Annotated in this window: 15 protein-coding genes; 5 read left to right on the forward strand and 10 right to left on the reverse strand. The window is 25.8% G+C overall.

Annotation, left to right across the window (positions count from 1 at the left end; all coding sequences use genetic code 11):
- Nucleotides 1–631 precede the first annotated feature (631 nt).
- Nucleotides 632–1,576 (forward strand): alpha/beta hydrolase, encoded by a 945-nt coding sequence (locus Q1X91_RS11990; RefSeq protein ID WP_300757762.1) that lies wholly within the window; start codon nucleotides 632–634, stop codon nucleotides 1,574–1,576.
- Nucleotides 1,577–1,580: 4 nt separating this feature from the next.
- Here Q1X91_RS11990 and Q1X91_RS11995 read toward each other — a convergent pair whose 3' ends face one another.
- From Q1X91_RS11995 to Q1X91_RS12040, 10 genes are all read right to left on the reverse strand, one after another.
- Nucleotides 1,581–3,158 (reverse strand): hypothetical protein, encoded by a 1,578-nt coding sequence (locus Q1X91_RS11995; protein ID WP_300757763.1) that lies wholly within the window; start codon nucleotides 3,156–3,158, stop codon nucleotides 1,581–1,583.
- Nucleotides 3,159–3,248: 90 nt separating this feature from the next.
- Nucleotides 3,249–4,004: an ankyrin repeat domain-containing protein gene (locus Q1X91_RS12000; protein ID WP_300757765.1), complete on the reverse strand. Its 756-nt coding sequence runs from the start codon at nucleotides 4,002–4,004 to the stop codon at nucleotides 3,249–3,251.
- A 110-nt stretch (nucleotides 4,005–4,114) separates the two neighbouring features.
- Complete coding sequence (locus Q1X91_RS12005) at nucleotides 4,115–5,116, reverse strand: glycosyltransferase family 2 protein (protein ID WP_300757768.1); 1,002 nt, start codon at nucleotides 5,114–5,116, stop codon at nucleotides 4,115–4,117.
- A gap of 3 nt (nucleotides 5,117–5,119) precedes the next feature.
- Complete coding sequence (locus Q1X91_RS12010) at nucleotides 5,120–6,076, reverse strand: Rpn family recombination-promoting nuclease/putative transposase (protein ID WP_300757771.1); 957 nt, start codon at nucleotides 6,074–6,076, stop codon at nucleotides 5,120–5,122.
- Between the two features lie 142 nt (nucleotides 6,077–6,218).
- Nucleotides 6,219–7,043 carry a thioredoxin fold domain-containing protein gene (locus tag Q1X91_RS12015; RefSeq protein ID WP_300757773.1) on the reverse strand — a complete coding sequence of 275 codons (825 nt, stop codon included), beginning with the start codon at nucleotides 7,041–7,043 and terminating at the stop codon, nucleotides 6,219–6,221.
- A 49-nt stretch (nucleotides 7,044–7,092) separates the two neighbouring features.
- Nucleotides 7,093–7,905 carry a thioredoxin fold domain-containing protein gene (locus Q1X91_RS12020; protein WP_300757776.1) on the reverse strand — a complete coding sequence of 271 codons (813 nt, stop codon included), beginning with the start codon at nucleotides 7,903–7,905 and terminating at the stop codon, nucleotides 7,093–7,095.
- A 75-nt stretch (nucleotides 7,906–7,980) separates the two neighbouring features.
- Nucleotides 7,981–8,988: a calcium/sodium antiporter gene (locus Q1X91_RS12025; protein WP_300757779.1), complete on the reverse strand. Its 1,008-nt coding sequence runs from the start codon at nucleotides 8,986–8,988 to the stop codon at nucleotides 7,981–7,983.
- Between the two features lie 30 nt (nucleotides 8,989–9,018).
- Entirely contained in the window at nucleotides 9,019–9,684 is a 666-nt protein-coding gene (locus Q1X91_RS12030) for a hypothetical protein (RefSeq protein WP_300757782.1), read from the reverse strand.
- Between the two features lie 167 nt (nucleotides 9,685–9,851).
- Nucleotides 9,852–10,190 (reverse strand): cupin domain-containing protein, encoded by a 339-nt coding sequence (locus tag Q1X91_RS12035; RefSeq protein WP_300757785.1) that lies wholly within the window; start codon nucleotides 10,188–10,190, stop codon nucleotides 9,852–9,854.
- 123 nt (nucleotides 10,191–10,313) lie between these two features.
- Nucleotides 10,314–11,699, reverse strand: coding sequence for a sodium-dependent transporter (locus Q1X91_RS12040; protein ID WP_300757788.1), 1,386 nt, complete (start codon nucleotides 11,697–11,699; stop codon nucleotides 10,314–10,316).
- Nucleotides 11,700–11,877: 178 nt separating this feature from the next.
- On the opposite strand from Q1X91_RS12040, the gene Q1X91_RS12045 reads away from it, so the two are divergent.
- The 4 genes from Q1X91_RS12045 (at nucleotide 11,878) to queA (ending at nucleotide 17,207) form a co-directional block, all read left to right on the forward strand.
- Nucleotides 11,878–12,636 (forward strand): formate/nitrite transporter family protein, encoded by a 759-nt coding sequence (locus Q1X91_RS12045; protein ID WP_300757791.1) that lies wholly within the window; start codon nucleotides 11,878–11,880, stop codon nucleotides 12,634–12,636.
- A gap of 776 nt (nucleotides 12,637–13,412) precedes the next feature.
- Nucleotides 13,413–14,462 carry a signal peptidase I gene (lepB, locus tag Q1X91_RS12050; RefSeq protein ID WP_300757794.1) on the forward strand — a complete coding sequence of 350 codons (1,050 nt, stop codon included), beginning with the start codon at nucleotides 13,413–13,415 and terminating at the stop codon, nucleotides 14,460–14,462.
- A gap of 10 nt (nucleotides 14,463–14,472) precedes the next feature.
- Complete coding sequence (locus Q1X91_RS12055) at nucleotides 14,473–16,107, forward strand: hypothetical protein (RefSeq protein ID WP_300757796.1); 1,635 nt, start codon at nucleotides 14,473–14,475, stop codon at nucleotides 16,105–16,107.
- Between the two features lie 23 nt (nucleotides 16,108–16,130).
- A complete protein-coding gene (queA, locus tag Q1X91_RS12060) occupies nucleotides 16,131–17,207 on the forward strand; it encodes a tRNA preQ1(34) S-adenosylmethionine ribosyltransferase-isomerase QueA (protein ID WP_300757798.1) in 1,077 nt (358 codons plus the stop codon).
- Nucleotides 17,208–17,610 lie beyond the last annotated feature (403 nt).

Below are 17,610 nucleotides of genomic sequence, written 5' to 3' on the forward strand. Positions count from 1 at the left end.
CTAAAAATGCAGTTCTTTTGGTTCTTTTATACCAATAAAAGAACTGGGGTGCGGGGCAAAGCCCTGCAAATATCAAAATTTAAAAAATTTATTTTTTGACAAACTGTATTTGTTTAGGTATATACTAAAGATTTTTAAGTTTGTCAATTTTTTTATTCAACTTTTTCCCGCCGCAAAAAGTTGCAAAAAGTGCAAATATAAAAATAATACTAAATAGTACTAATTATGTATTACATGTAGAATAAATTATTAAATTTAACCTAAAATAAAGCCTTTCGCTACCGAAGGTACGCAGAGCGGGCGGGCTGTGCCTGCTTCTTTGTGGCACACATGGCTACGGCACGGACAGCGTCACAAAAGAACTGGGGTGCTGCGTAGCACACAGAGTGGTGGGCAAAGCCCTGCAAATATTTAAAATTAAAAAAAATAATTTTTTGACAAATTATAATTGTTTAGGTATATATTAATTAAAAACTATAATTATTAAAATTATTGTATGATAATATTAATATATGTATGCAAAAAATTATATAAAGTATTTTTAAAATAAACATTATAGTTATTATAGGGCTTTACTTTTTAGTTAATTAAAATTAAAATATTTAAAATATTAAAGCAAAAGTTTATTATTATGGATATATTTTTTGAAGAGTATATAAAAATAAATGGCATAGAAGAGTATTTTATACATTATCCTAAAAGATCAAATACATCATTAATATTTCTGCATGGCGGACCTGGTGAAAGTGAGGCATATTTTTTATATAAAATGCATTCAAAAACTCAAAATTATAATTTAATATATTATGATCAAAGAGGAGCTGGAAAAACTCAGTCAAAAAATAAATCAAAAGAAAATGATATAACAATAGAAAACTTATTATTAGATTTGAAAGAAACTATTAATTATGTAAAAGAAAAATACAAGTCAAAATATATTATTTTACTAGGTCATTCTTTTGGAAGTGTTTTAGGTATTGAGTTTATAAAAAAATATCCTAACATAGTTTCAGCATATATTGGAATGGGTCAGGTTGTTAATTTCAAAACAGGTGAGAAAATAGGATTTGATTATTGTTTTGATTTAGTTAAAAAAAGCGGCAGTAAAAAATATATTGACAAAATGTGTAAATTAAAAAATTATCCTTTTAATATAAATAAGAACAATGTTTTTGATTTGTTTAAAAGTTTCAGAGAAGTGCAGGCTGAATATAAATTGGCTGGATATTATGAAGGACAAGATAAATTAAAAAAGATTATAAAACAAAGTCCTATATATTCATTTAAAGATATGTTTAATTTTAGTCCATTAACATTAAACAAAAATATAATATATTATTTACTAGATTATGATACAAGCAAATTTACTAATTTTAATATACCGATATTTTTTATATGCGGTAAAAATGATTGGCAAGTGCCCACTGTAACAGTGCAGGAATATTATAAACAGATAAAAGCTCCAGATAAAGACATATTTATAATAGAAAATGCAGGACATCTTCTAAACATAGAAAATACATATGAATATAATATCACTGTAGAAGGAATATGCAGCAGAATTAGCGGACAGTAAATATTTATTTTGCTGCCTCTGTATTTAATATTTTGTATCCTAATTTTCTTGATTCTTCTAAATAATGATTGCTTTTTTCTGTATATTCCTTCATCTTTTCTGCAGTAATTGTTGTTAATTTTGAATATTCATCATAAACTAATGATAAATAATAATAACTTTCTGCTAATACAGATTTTGATTTATTGTTTTTTATAGATTGTAAAAAATTATATTCAGATTCTTTTAAATCTTTTACCTGTTTTTCCACTTTATATCTGTAAAGGGATACTATACCTTTATTATTTAAAAGATAAAAATTATTCCTTTCAATATTAAGTCCGTATTCTATATCTTTTTGGGCATTATCCAAACTGTTAATGTCATTATTTATTTTATAGTCTATTAAATATAGCCAGCCTCTGTTTATATATATTGAAGTGTTGTTTTTATCAATATTCAAAGCCTTATTATAATTATCTAATGACATATCGAAATATTTTTTATCCTTTGTGTTTTTATATTTTTCATTATAGAGATCAGAATATATAAGCAAAGTACTTAAATCATCTGTATTATTATTATCTTCAACTGCTCTTTTATAATCATTTAATGCAAGGGTAAAATAATTTTCATCAGCTGTATAATGATATTTTTTTGTATATAGAACGGATCTATCCTTTAATACATCAATATTGCTTTCTTCATTAAAGTTATTAATATCCATAATTTTATTATAATCTTTCAAAGCGGCATTAAAATATTTATCATCTGAAGTTTCCTGATATTTTTTACTGAATAGTAATGCTCTGCTTTTTAATACGGCTGTATTGTTATCATTTGAGTTCAGTATCCTTGTATATATACTTATAGCATTATCATCATTTCCATTTTCAACTTCTTTTATAGCCATAAGTGATAATTCATTAATATCAAGATTCTCTTCAGAGTTTTTATTCTTTTTTACAACATTCCAAAAAACATTGTCTCCTTTTTTATTGTATTTATAGTAATCATTTTTTAATACAAGTTTATCGCCGTCATAATTTGTATTAATAATTTTATTGTCATTATCTATTGATATTCCTTCAGAATAAATTTCTTTATTTTCATTATTATTTTCTTCATCATTACTTATATTATCTTTTATATTAATATCATCATATCCTTGTTTTTTATCAGAACTGCCTCTAAATAATAATGTTCCAACTATAATTGTTGCTAATGCCGAAATAAAAACAATAACAACAGTCCTTGTATCCAAACTGTTTATAAATTGATTATTATCCAAAAACGAATTAAAACTATTAATATACTCATCATATTTTATATCCATTAGATAATCTAAGTTCTTTTTTATATTGTTTCTGTTCAGAATATCATTTTTATTGCTTATTACCATATTTGTATAAAAATTGGTGTTTATATTTGAGTATGCAGTATTTTGAGTTACAGTATTTGAATTATATATCCATAAACATATTCCAGCTATTATTACAGCTATAAATAGTATAATTGTTAACATAATACCATTTGAAGATAGCTTTTCATTTGCATATTCATAACTTTCATCATTTTTTATAAAATTATGCTCTTGTTCCATCATCAAATCCTGATATTAGTAGGTTATTTATCGGATTGAGTTTTATAAAAAAAAATAAATATGATAACTAAATAAGAATTTTTTTTGAATTTAAATATTTTCGTTATATTTTTCAATTAGATTAATAATTTTTTCATTATTTGTATTATACGCATAATCTAAGGCAGTATTTGAAGTATCATCGATTATATTGATATCAGCACCATATTCCAATAACATTTTTACTATTTCTATATTTTCCCTTATAACAGCAAACATTAAAGCATTTTTACCATCATTGCTTACAATATCAGAATCAGCATTATTTTCAAGTAAAATACTTACAATATCTTTATGACCGCTGATGACAGATTGTATTAATGCTGTGTATCCTATATTATTTTTATAGTTTATATCTATATTAAGTGATATAATTTTTTTTATAATATCTTCATTTCCTTTAATGCATGATTCTATAAGAATATTATTTCCATCATTATTTATTTGATTAATGTCGGCCTTGTTTTCAAGTAGTGTATTAAAAACATCTATATGCCCGTTTGCCGCAGCTGCCATAACAGCATTATATCCGAATATATTAGAAATATTTATATCCGCACCGTATTCTATAAGTAATTTTACTATATTGTTATGCCCGTTAAATGAAGCAAGCATAATAGGTGATATTTTATCCTTATCAAGTATATTAACATCAACACCAGACTCAATCAATTCTTTTGCACCTTCATAATTGCCATGTTCAGCATATATAAAAAGTCTGTCTTCTTCCTTGTTAATATCATATTTTGACTGAGAATATAAAAGTCCAGTCAATATGAAAATTACTATAAAAATATGTTTTGTCATATATAATAATACCCCATTATGTTATATAAAAAATATTATATATAATAAACGGATTATATACGTTTATGTTAAACATTTTTATCATTAATTTTTTATAAAAAAATATATGTTTATATAGTATCATTTTTATAATATTTATATCTGTTTTCGCTATATCGTATTGATACATCTTTACCAAATATTGTAAACCTTATATAATTATATTTAGATTTTATTTTCTTGTAATATTCTTTAATCGTATTTGATTCTATAAAAATAATAAACTCTTTAGAAAAATATTTATTATAATCTTCTTTATTTATATTTTTTATAACTTTATTTAAAGTATTTTTTATAGTATAAAAAACTTTTCTTTCATCTTCCACTTTAAAATTTTTTGTTCTAAAAGCTAAAAATGCTTCACCTTCTATATATTTTGCAAATGATAATGATTTACTTTCCCAAAAATTATATTTAGTGTAGAAGTCTTCTAATATTTCTAAATATTTTTTTATATCATCAGATAATTTTTTTATATTTTTTTCTGTATTATCTGTAGATTGTCCTGCTCTTTTAATATAATGATAATTGGTATTATATTCAAAGCTAACATTTTTTGTATACATTAAAAGTTCATGAGAAAATATACCGTCTTCCCCAGGGTGAAGATTAATAGGGTATCTTAAATATTTATAATTATCTAATATTGATCTTTTTATAAACATTGACCAAGTAGGAAGTGCTGAATGATAATCTTTATTAACTCTTTTATCTAAGTTCCAAAAAGTACTTAATACCACTAAATCGCTGTTATTTTTTTCAGCATTGTTATAAAAAACTTCAATAAAATCATTATCTATATAGTCATCACTGTCCATACAAAATATATATTCGCCATTTGCTCTTTCTATACCGTCATTTCTAGCTGCAGATACCCCTGCATTTTTTTTATCTATTATTATTATTCTTTTGTCTTTAGAAGCATATTCTTTTAATATTTCAAGTGAATTGTCATAAGAGCCGTCATTAATACATATTATTTCTAAATCTTTATAAGTTTGATTAATAACGCTTTCCAAACAAGTTTTCAAATAATTTGAAACATTATAAACAGGTATTATTATGCTAACCATATTTTAAATCTTTTCTATATCCTCTAAACTTAGTCCAGTTATTTTTGATATTTCTTTATTATCCATATTCATATTTTTTAGTTTTAATGCTATGCTTTTTGCCTTATTAATTTCTCCTTTTTCTATACCTTCTTTTATACCTTCTTTTATACCTTCTTTTATACCTTCTTTTATACCTTCTTTTATACCTTCTTCTTTACCTTTCTTAATTCCTTCTTCTATTCCTAATCTTCTCTCCTCATCAAGCATTATTTGATTACCATATAGATATGCTTCTTTTTTCTCATATTCCATCATCATCAATCTGCTTTTTACAAAATTATTATATTTTTTCTGCACTTCTTCCATTATGGGTTTTTCTTTTACTATTTCAGACATAGATACCTCCAAATTTTTGCTTGTAAATATTTTGAGCCAGTAATTTAAATCTTTAGATAATAAGTTTTTCTTAAACTTTTTTAATTCTATTATATGTATCTGTAAATGATCTGTTAATAACTTTTTATTATTCATCTCATAAAGCATATAGCAGGAATGTATATTTTTAGTTTTATCTAAATTAAAATTGAGAAGATTAATACTTATTACAGGAGTTAATTCATCGTATCTTTCACCATGTTTTAATAATTTACTGTAATTAGCAGCCCAGTAATAAAGTATGCGTTCTGGAAATCTTGAATTGCCTTGAAGCTGAATTTCTATAATAACAACAGAACCATTTTGAGTAATACATTTAACATCGACTATGGTCTCTTTTAAATTCCTATTTTTCTTTAAATTAAATGGAGTGAGAATTTCAACAGAGCGAAAAGTCTTCATATTAGCATTAATCATTATAGAATTAATAAAATCCAAAAGTATAGACTCGCTACTTCCTTTATCAGTAAATAGGTATCTTATGAAATAATCATTCAAAGGATTGAAATATTTTATTTGTTTTGTATTTAATTTCTTTTCCATAAAGATATTATACTAAAATAAGAATAAATTGTCAAAGTTTGTTTAAGTAATTTAGAAATATTAAACTATAATTTTTATATTAAAAAAGAGATGCTTTATAAAAAACATCTCTTTAAAAAAATATTAAAAATCAAACAATCAATTAATTTTTTTCATTAATATAAGAAAGCAAACTCTCATATTGAGCTTTCATATTAGCAGGAACTTTAGGGTCATCAATTAATTTTTCTAAATATTTTTTAGGTTCGTCTTTTTCTCCAGCTAATGCCATAATTACAACTTTATAATAATGAGCCACATAAACTTCTTCTGATTTAGGATAGTTTTTTATTATATTATCAAAATACTCATTTGCTTTTTCATAATCTCTTTTCTGTGCCTTTATAAGTCCGAAACCAAGCAAATATTTAGCCATAGCTTCATTAGATATGGCTTTTTTATCCATTAATATATCATATATTTTTTTTGCCTCTTCTTCATTTCCAGATTCTAAATACAAATCAAGCTTTTCCAAACTAGGCTCTTTACTTGCTAAAACTATATTAATTTTGTTTAGCTTTTCTATAGCATTTTTCATATAAGGTACGAACTTTTCTCCTTCAACATATCCGCCTATATTTTCTAATACAAAACCGTCAGCACTTATAAATAATATTGTAGGAAATCCCTGAACTCCGTATCTCTGAGCTATTTCAGCACCCTCTTTTGAAGTTTCTGGATTTAATTTTACAGATACCATTTTTTTTGCCATATCTATAACTTCTTTATTGGCATAAGTATTTTTATCAAGCTCCTTACACCAAGTACACCAATCAGTATAAACATCTATCATTATGGGAAGATTTTTTTCTTTTGCTTTTTTCATTGCTGAAGCTAAATCTTTTTCCCATTTTATTTCAGCATTAGCTTTATTGCATGATATAACAGATAATACAGTTATTAATACAATTAATATTTTTTTATTCATAATTAGACTCCGTTTATTAATTTTATTGTAAAATATTTTTTTAATAATATTATTCGCTTAAATTAAAATAATCTATTAAGTTTATATATTGTTCTTTTATATCTTCAGGCACTTCATTAGTAAGATTTTCTATATATTTTATTCCTTCATTAGTTTGTCCATTATTAACTATCATATCAAGTGCTTTATAATAATGTGCTATATAAACTTCCTTTTGATTATTATATTTATCAATAATTTCATTAAAATATCTCATACCATTTTCATAATCATCATTATCTAAAAGCATAACAGCAATTTTTGACATATATTTAGTTATATTATCTTCAGGTATTTTATTTTCTTTAATTAGTATATCATACATATCTGAAGCCTCTTTAGCATATCCAGAATCTATATATATATCAAGTTTTTCTATGCTAGGTGTTTCATCTTTAAAAGCATTTTTTATATTTTCTTCTTTTTGTTTTATGCTTCTCATTTCATTTATTAACTCATCACTTTCTATATACCCAATTATTCTTTTTATAACAAATCCGTCGCTGTTCATAAAAAGCATTGTAGGAAATCCGGGTATATTATATTTTTTTAAGAAATTATCTCCATTGCTTGATTTCTCAGGATTAAATTTTAATGCTATAAAATTTGCAGTATAATCTGATACTTCTTTATTTTTAAATGTAGTTTTATCCATTTCCTTGCATGCACCGCACCAATCAGTATAAATATCCATCATTATTGGTTTATTTTCAGATTTTGATTTTTCTATAGCCTTATCAAAATCATTTTCCCAATTTATTTTATTGTTAGAGCATGATACAAGCATAATAAAACATAGTATTATCATGTATAATTTATTCATCATGTTTCCTTAAAATATGTTTTAATAATAAAACAATTAAAAATTATAAAAGTAAACAATACTTTTTAATTATTATTAAGATACAGATGTAGTTTTAAGCAAATATGCTACATATCCTATATATATAATTAAAAATATTATTCCTTTAACTTTTCCTAAACTTTTTCCTTTAATTGTAAATAAAAGAAGTAAAAGACCAGCAAATACCATAATAGAAAAGTCCATTAAATAATCCTGAGTATTGCTTAATATTATACCGCCGAATTTTAATGAAGCCATAGATGATATACCTAAAACTCCCCCTACATTAAATATATTGCTTCCTACTATGTTTCCTATAGATATATCAGCCTCTTTCTTGATAGCAGCTATAACACTTGTAACAAGTTCTGGTATACTCGTTCCTACAGCTACAACTATAAATCCTATTATATGCTCGCTTAAGAAATTTCTAAATATTCCAGTAACTCCTTTAATAAATACATCAGAACCAAATGCAAGTGCTAATATTGCAATTATTATTTTAAATATAGCTCTCGATATAGAATGTGTTTTGGTTGATGATGAAACCTCTTTTTCAAAAGCTGCTAATTCATCTTTGTCTTTTGATATTACATTGTAGAGATAATAAACGTATATACATAGTAAAATTAACAGTATAATGCCCTCTATTATAGATATTTTATCTCCGCTTAATCTTTTTGTCTCTATATTAAAAAGCATTAATCCTAAAGCTATATACATTATAAACATAGAAATCATAGAAACATAATATGATTTTTTACCAGCAGACATATTCATAAATAAAGCGGAAACTCCAAGTACAAATACCACATTAAATATATTACTTCCTATAACATTACCAACAGCAATGGCACTCTCTCCTCTTAAAGCTCCGAATAAACTTACAAAAAGCTCAGGCATAGATGTACCCATAGCAACCACTGTAAGCCCTATAACTATAGGAGGTATTTTTAATCTGTTTGCTACCATAACGCTGCCGTCTACAATATATGTTCCGCCCAGATATAATAATAATATACCTGCAGCTGTAAAAACTATGTTTAATAAAATATTTTCCATAAATTAATCCGTATTTTTATTTATTATATATTATTTATTATTCTCTTCATTTGTTTTGTTATCATCACTGATTTCATTATTATTTATTTCATTATCTGTTTTTTCTTGACTATTGTTAACCTTATTTTCTGCATTATTATTTTCTACTTCTTCTTGTTTTTCTGATGAGCTATTGTCAATATTATCTGCTTTATTTTTTTTGCTTAAAGCTGATACAATAAACACTATAATACATATAATTAATATTAATATTACCAATGCAGTTGAAAGCCATAATGGAGATAATACCCATACCCAATTCCAATCAACCGCTTTAAATAATTTTAATATTACAAATATAATTCCTAAAAAAGCAAAAAAAGCAGCAGCAGCATTTAATATAGGAAGTTTATTTTCTTTTACTGCTATTTCAGTACTTTCATTATTTTCATTGTTCTGATTTTCATTACTTTCATTTTTATTATCTTTCTGTTTTTTGAAAAATACAGCATTAAAAGAAATAGAAAATATTATAAGTATTACTTCCAATAATACTATGCTTAATACTGCATACCAATTTAAATCAATCAATACTTTTGATAGTTTTAATAATACAAGAATTATTATAAAAACAGGCAGAACTCTCAAAGAGAAGTTTGTTAAACTATTGATAAGATGCAATATTGCCATTGTGAAGACATTTTTTATTTTTCCCATAATTTCATTCCTATAAAAATAATATATCCTAATAATATATTATTTTTATTAAATTTAAACAGTCTTTACAATATTTAATGAATATTTTTTATTGTTTTCTTTTACAGTATAAAAAATAACGGCATGAGAAAAAGTATCCCATGCCGCAATTATGAATTTATTTAGGGTTATTCGGATTTTATCTGCATAACTAATACTTTAAATGCCTCTATAGCCTTTAAAGAATGCGGAGCATTGGCTGGAATTGTTATTGACTTTTCAGCTGCAACTTCAAATTTTTCTCCGTCAACTGTTATTTCTGCTTTACCTTCAAGTACAGTAACTAAAACATCTCCTGTGCTTGAGTGTGTAGGTATTTCTGATGCTTTATCCGCAGATATTATTTTTATTATTAAACTTTTTCTATCAACTAATGATAATGCTGATATAGAATTAGGTTTTATTTCTACTAAATCTTTTAATGCCGTAACTTTTTTATAATCTATATTATCAATGAATTTTTGCATTTATTCTCCTTAAATAAAATTCTTATTTAGTTTTGTTCATATTATCTAACATTTATCTATAAAAATCAGTTGCCATAGCAACAATATATAATTTTTTATAAAATAATTTTAAATTAATATTTATTATTTTAAGAAAAACCTATTAATATATTCATATAAAAATATTGCAAGTACTATAAAAGGAAGTATATAGCTTATATAGAATCTTAACTGACGCGGGAATTTAATACCTTCTCCAGTATTTGCTTCTTTTATAAAATTTTCAAAGCCCCAGCCGAAATCTCTTGTACAGAAAAATAATGTTACCAAAGCACCTAAAGGAAGAATATTATTGCTTACTATAAAATCAAGCAAATCCATTATAACAGTATTTTCTCCTAAAGGCTGTATATTTGATAATATGTTGAAACCTAATGTTGTAGGAAGGCTTAATATAAATAATGATATAAATAAAATAATAGAAGTTTTTTTTCTTGTAAACTTAAATTTATCCATAATAAAAGAATATATATTTTCTAATACCCCTATTATAGTAGTAAGAGCAGCCATAGCTAGGAATAAGAAAAATAAAGCCCCCCATAATCTTCCTAAAGGCATAGAGTTAAATATATTAGGAAGAGTAACAAAAGCAAGCCCAGCACCTTCCCCCGGATTTACATTAAAGGCAAAACAAGCTGGAAAAACTACAAGCCCTGCAAATAAGGCTACTATTGTATCTAATGCAATTATTATTAATGCCTCTCCAGTAAGTGATTGTTTTTTATCTATATAGCTTCCAAATATTGCCATTCCTCCCTGTCCTACACTTAAAGAGAAAAATGCCTGACCAATAGCCGCATAGAAAATTCCTATAAAACCTGTTAAACCGTTTCCAAATAATTTATTTAAATCTGGAACTAAATAAAATTTTAAACCTTCAACAGCACCTTTTAAAGTGAGCGAACGTATTATAAGAAGTATTAAAAGCCCAAATAGAGATATCATCATAAACTTACTTGCCCTCTCAACTCCTTTCTCCAATCCGAAAGAACATATAATAATACCAATAAGAAGGCTAATACCCATCCATAATGTTAAAGTGGGGGCACTTGCTAAAACACTGTTAAAAAAATTTCCTACTTCATCAGCGTTAAGATTTTCAAATTTTCCAGAAAGCATAAAATAAAAATATGATAAACACCAGCCGCATATAGTAGTATAAAAAAGCATAAGTATAACATTACCTAATATTTGTATATATCCTATTTTATGCCAATTATGCCCCTTTTTTTCTAATCTTTCAAATGATGTTGCTATATCATGTCCTCCTGCTCTTCCCACAGCAAATTCCATTACCATAGGAGCAACACCCAAAATAATTATAGATATAATATACAGTATTACGAAAGCTCCTCCTCCGTATTGTCCTGTAATATATGGAAATCTCCAAACATTTCCCATTCCTACAGCACAGCCTGCAGATACCAGTATAAAGCCGAATCTGCTTCCTAGTTTTTCTCTTTCTTTCATATACTATACACTCCAATTTTTTATAAAAATTATACTATATATCATAAATTAATAAAACTTATAAATAATATAAAAAAAATATTTTATATACTTATAAAAATTCTTAATGCTATTGACGAAACTATAAAGTAAAATTTTTATTAATGACATTTTTTAAGAATATTATCAGGAGTATTCTATGTATAAAGATGAATTAAATGCTGTATGTAATGCTTCAATATCAAAATCAAATTTGATTAATAATAATATTTTGGGATATTTTATATCTTCAATGCTTGCCGGAATATATGTAGGTCTTGGAATACTTCTCATATTTTCTATAGGCGGATTACTCGGTGATTTTAAAGGTACTAAAATAATAATGGGAGTATCTTTCGGTATAGCTTTAAGCTCTGTAATAATTGCGGGTGCTGAATTATTTACTGGTAATAACCTGATTATGACTGTAGGAGTTTTAAATAAAAAGACATCATTTATTAATCTTATTAAAGTTTGGATTGTAAGCTATATAGGTAATTTGATAGGTGCTGTATTAGTATCTGTTTTATTTTATTTAACTGGTCTTGCAGGCGGAGATATAGGAAGTTTTATAGCAAATACCTCTTTAACAAAAATGACTTTAAGTCCTCAGGTATTATTATTTAGAGGAATATTATGCAATACTTTGGTATGTCTTGCAGTTTGGTGCAGTTTCAGATGCAAATCTGACAGCGGAAAACTAATAATGATATTTTGGTGTTTATTTGCATTTATAACAAGCGGATATGAACACAGCATAGCAAACATGACTATTATGGCTGTAGGATTATTAACAAACTCTGAACCTAATCTCACTATATACGGATATTTTTACAATTTATTATTTGTTACAATAGGCAATATTATAGGCGGTGTATTTTTAATAGCTCTTCCGTATCATATAATAGCCAAAAATTAAATAGTATATACTGGAACAATTTTATTTTGCCAATTGATACACATTATACAAAATTATCAACTTTTTTGCCGCACACACCATACTTAACAGTACTTCCTTCGGTCGCAGGCAGACTTCGTAAAAGAACCTTATATCCTCAAAAAGCTCGGATACGCTTCGCGAAAGTTCAAGTATAAAAATAATGATACACTATAAAAAGTACAAATATAAAATTATAATAGACTTGTTTCAAAACTAAATTTATTAATACTTAGTTTTTTTATTTAGTATTTTTTTAGTTATAGTTGGGGCTTTGCCCCAAACCCCACTTCTTGCCCCAAACCCCACTTCTTTTGTGACGCTGTCCGCCTTCGGTGTGGCACAAAGAAGCAAAAAGACTGCATATTTATATATTAAAATACTAATTTACACAACATGTAAAACATTATATTTGTAGTTTTAAAATTAAATAATTTTCATAATTAACTTTATCAAGTAGTTTTGAAACAAGCCTAATAATTATGTTTTAATATAAATATTAAATTTAGTATAAAAATACAGTCTTTCGAGACCGTATGCTGCTGTAGTGATCTTAATATGACTTAATACACCTGAATTTCATACTATTTCATAAAAATGGTAATAAAAAGTACAATATCTATATTTTTATAATATTATAATTTTTACTATTTTTCACTACAAGTATTTTTATAATAATAGTTATTATACAATTGCTATTTTAACAGTTTTATTATATACTTTTACATCAATATTTATTATTGCAAGGGGTTAAATTAATGGAGAATCCTATAAAAAATATTACAGAAACAATCATAGGCGAATGCCGTAATTTTAAACATACATTAAAAGAAATATTATATGCAATAGTCATTGTACTTCTTATAAATACATTTTTAATACAGAATTATCAAATCCCAACAGGCTCTATGATACCTATTATAATGCCCGGAGACAGACTCTTTGCAAATAGATTTGTTTACGGAGTAAAATTGCCTTTTACAGACGGGCTTTTAGGATATAGACTTCCGAAGATAAAATCACCTCAAAGGGGGGATTTGGTGGTATTCAGAGCTCCTCCTTCTGCATCTTTCGGATGCGAGTCTGCTATGCCTTATTATGAGCCTTCTCCATTGGTTCAATTTTTAAAACTTCCAGTTATGGTATTTGCTCTTACTCCTTTTACTTGGGACCCTAGATTTTTGCTTGCAGACTATATAGGAGAAAAACTTACTGGAGGTACGCATTTAGCACCTGCAAATTTATTTTTGGGGCTTAAAACTGTAGATTTAGACCCTAGAAAAGAATTTGTTAAGCGTGTTATAGCTACTGCTGGAGAAACCGTAGAGATTAGGAATAAGAAAATAATTATAAATGGAAATGAAATAGAAGATAAATGGGGATATTTTTTCTATGGAAATGACAGAGAATTTGTACCTATTATAGATATTTACGGACCTATTTATGTTCCTAAAAAGGGTGACGTTATAATATTTAAAAAGATAGTTGATAGAACTGATTATTATAATGATTTAAGCTCTTTTGAAGTTTATATAAATGATGAGATAGTAAGCGATGATATAAAATTATGGTATTGGATGAATATATATGTTCCTAATACTAAAGACAGACCTGATGAATATATATACAATGTTCCAGAGGATTATTTCTTTGTGATGGGAGATAATAGAGATCAAAGCTGCGACAGCAGAATGTGGGGACTTGTTCCATACAGACATATAAAAGGGCAGCCTATGATTGCTTGGATACAGTCTAAAAGACCTGATGATGTTGAACAAGGCTTCTTTAAATACTTTATAATTAAATAAGAATAGCAATATGTATGATCAAATTTCTCAAGATACTTTAAAAGAATTATATAAAATTTGGAAAGTAAAAAATATAGAGGATTTGCAAACAAAATCTTCCAATATTTTTATTGTCTCTTTTAAATTTTATGCTTTATCTAAAGAAGCTAAAAATATTGTGCTTTATGTACTGAAAAATGAAAGCAAAGAACTAAACTCTATAGATATAGCGTATTCTCTTAAATATACACAAAAACAAATACCTGCCTTCTTTAATTATATAGATGAAATAAAAAAATCAGGACTTCTTTATTTAAAAATAAAAAGAAGAAGATTAAACTCTCATGATGATACCTTATACTTTCTTCCTAATGTTAAGCCTATTATAGAAAGTATTATACTAAAAGAAAGTATTAAGATTACTAATTATATAGATTACCCATACACTGCTAATATATATAAAAAATATTTGCAGAAAATAATTAATATATATGAAAATGGAAATATTATTGATTATAATAAATCAAAAATAAATGATGATGAATTATTTGCTTTGTGCAAAGCGAATATTGTATCGGTTTATTTTTTTGGTGATGAGCTTAAAACTTATATAGGTATCAATAATAATAATGTTTTGTCCAATTTGGAAAAGAGCTTGAAAGATAATGTTGATAGTTCTATATTTATATATAATCACTTTAATATATTAAATGATATTGATACATTTATATATGAATGTGATGTGCAGAAATTATGCATAGATGATATCAATATTAATTTTCTTACCAACAATATAGAGCCTTCTGTTATAATAAATATATGTTCAAAATTAGATTTGATAAAACTTGATAATAAAGGCTTTATATCTTTGGAATATGATAATATAAAAAATTATTTATCAAATTCTATAGACTATAGAAAAGAACTTATATTAAAAACTATTTATAAAAATTATAATGATTATTATAAAAAAATATTGGATATATTAGAAGAAGGAAGTATTTCAAAATCTACTCTGTATGTTAAATTAAAAGAACATAATATTTCTCTTTCTATGGAAATGTATAATAATATAATTTATTCTATGTTTGTATTAGGTTTTACTGAAGTTTCTTTTTATGAGAATGCTATTTTAGCTATTAGAAAGCCTATAATTGATGATAATAATAAAAAATGTTTTATAAACGGTAATTTTGAACTTACTTTAATTAATCATTATTTATTTTCAAATAATTTTATATATATGTGCAATTTATATTTTGAACTCGATAAGCAGGAGACTGTTTACACATATACAATGACAGAAGAAAGCGTTTTAAAAGGAAAAACTATAATCAGTGATGAAATATCAGAATATTCTTTTGACAAGTTTTTAGCTGTATTAAAAAATATACTTCTTGATAGTAATGTAGAGATGCCTAAACATGTAGAAACAAGCATAAAAAGATGGTATGACAGAGGGATAATCTCTTATGTGTATGATAATGTTACGCTTGTTATAATTAAAGATGCTAACAAGTTGGAAGAGATTATCTATGAGGCAAAAAGAAAGGGAATTATTATAAAAAAAATAAGCGATGAATATGCTATTGTAAAATCATCTTCTACTACTAAAAAGAATCTTACCAAATTTTTAAGACAGAGAAAGATAATAGTAACATTCTAAATAAAAATGAGTGATTTAAAATTATGATAGATTATTTAAATAAAGAAACCTACAATTTTTATTTACCTGAAAATTTAATAGCAACAGAGCCTAATTATGAAAGAGATCATTGCAGGTTAATGACATTAAATAAAAATACTGGAAAACTGGAACATAAAATATTTGCAGATATTATTAATTATTTAAATAAAGATGATGTATTAGTTTTAAATGACAGCAAAGTAATACCAGCAAGAATATACGCAAAAAAATCTACAGGCGGTAATGCTGAAATACTCCTTCTTAATAAAGTTAATGATGATGAAAGCACTTGGGAATGTTTGATAAAAGGAAAAAATATTAAAGAGTCTGATACGCTATATTTAGATTACGCTGATTTAGATAATGTAGGAAATATTGAGGCATTGATAGAAAAAGATAATATATCCACTAAATTAATAAAATTTTCAAAACCATTAACAAATGATATTTTAGACACAATAGGAAAAATTCCGCTTCCTCCATATATAATTCAAAGCAGGAAAAGAAAAGGAGAAGAAGAGTACAACAGCAATGATAAAGAGTTTTATCAAAATGTATATGCCAAAAATGAAGGAAGTATTGCTTCTCCTACTTCAGGTCTTCATTTTACTAATGAGCTTTTAGATAAAATAAAGTCTATCGGTGTTACAGTATGCTATGTTACTTTGCATGTAGGTTTTTCTACATTTAATCCTTTAAAAGAAGATAATTTGCTCAATCATGTTATGCATGAAGAGAAGTTTATCATACCAAAAGATAGCTGCAATATTATAATCAATGCCAAAAAAGACGGCAGAAGAATAGTATCATGCGGAACTACAGTATCAAGAGTTTTAGAAAGCGAATATGATAATTATGATTTCAAAAGACTTGATGGATCTACAAATATATTTATTTATCCTCCTTATAAGTTTAAATGCGTAGATGCTCTTATAACTAATTTTCACACGCCGCATTCAACTTTGCTTGCTATGGTTAGTGCCTTTGCTGGTTATGATAATATAATGAATGCTTATAAAACAGCTGTAGATAATAATTATAGATTTTTTTCATACGGTGATGCGATGTTTATGTATTAGTATTTATTTAGTATATATTGGAACAATTTCATTTTGTCAATTGGTGCACATTATACAGAATTATCAACTTTTTTGCTGCGGCTTCGCCAAAGTTTTTGCCAACACCATACTTAACAGCACTTCCTTCGGAACTTTATATTTTAAAGATATATATTAAATGTATGGTAATACCCGAAATTTAGGCTACACCTTGCCACAGGCACGCAGAGCGAGGTGGACTTCGTCAAATGCAGTTCTTTCGCCTGCCTACGGCAACAGCGTATGGTTCTTTTATACCACGTCATACCTACGGTACTTCCTACTGAAAATTTTTAAGTTTGTCAATTTTTTTATTCAACTTTTTCCCGCCGCAAAAAGTTGCAAAAAGTGCAAATCTAAAAATAATACTAAATAGTACTAATTA

This window comes from uncultured Brachyspira sp. (genome assembly GCF_949287625.1).
Taxonomy (GTDB): Bacteria; Spirochaetota; Brachyspiria; order Brachyspirales; family Brachyspiraceae; genus Brachyspira.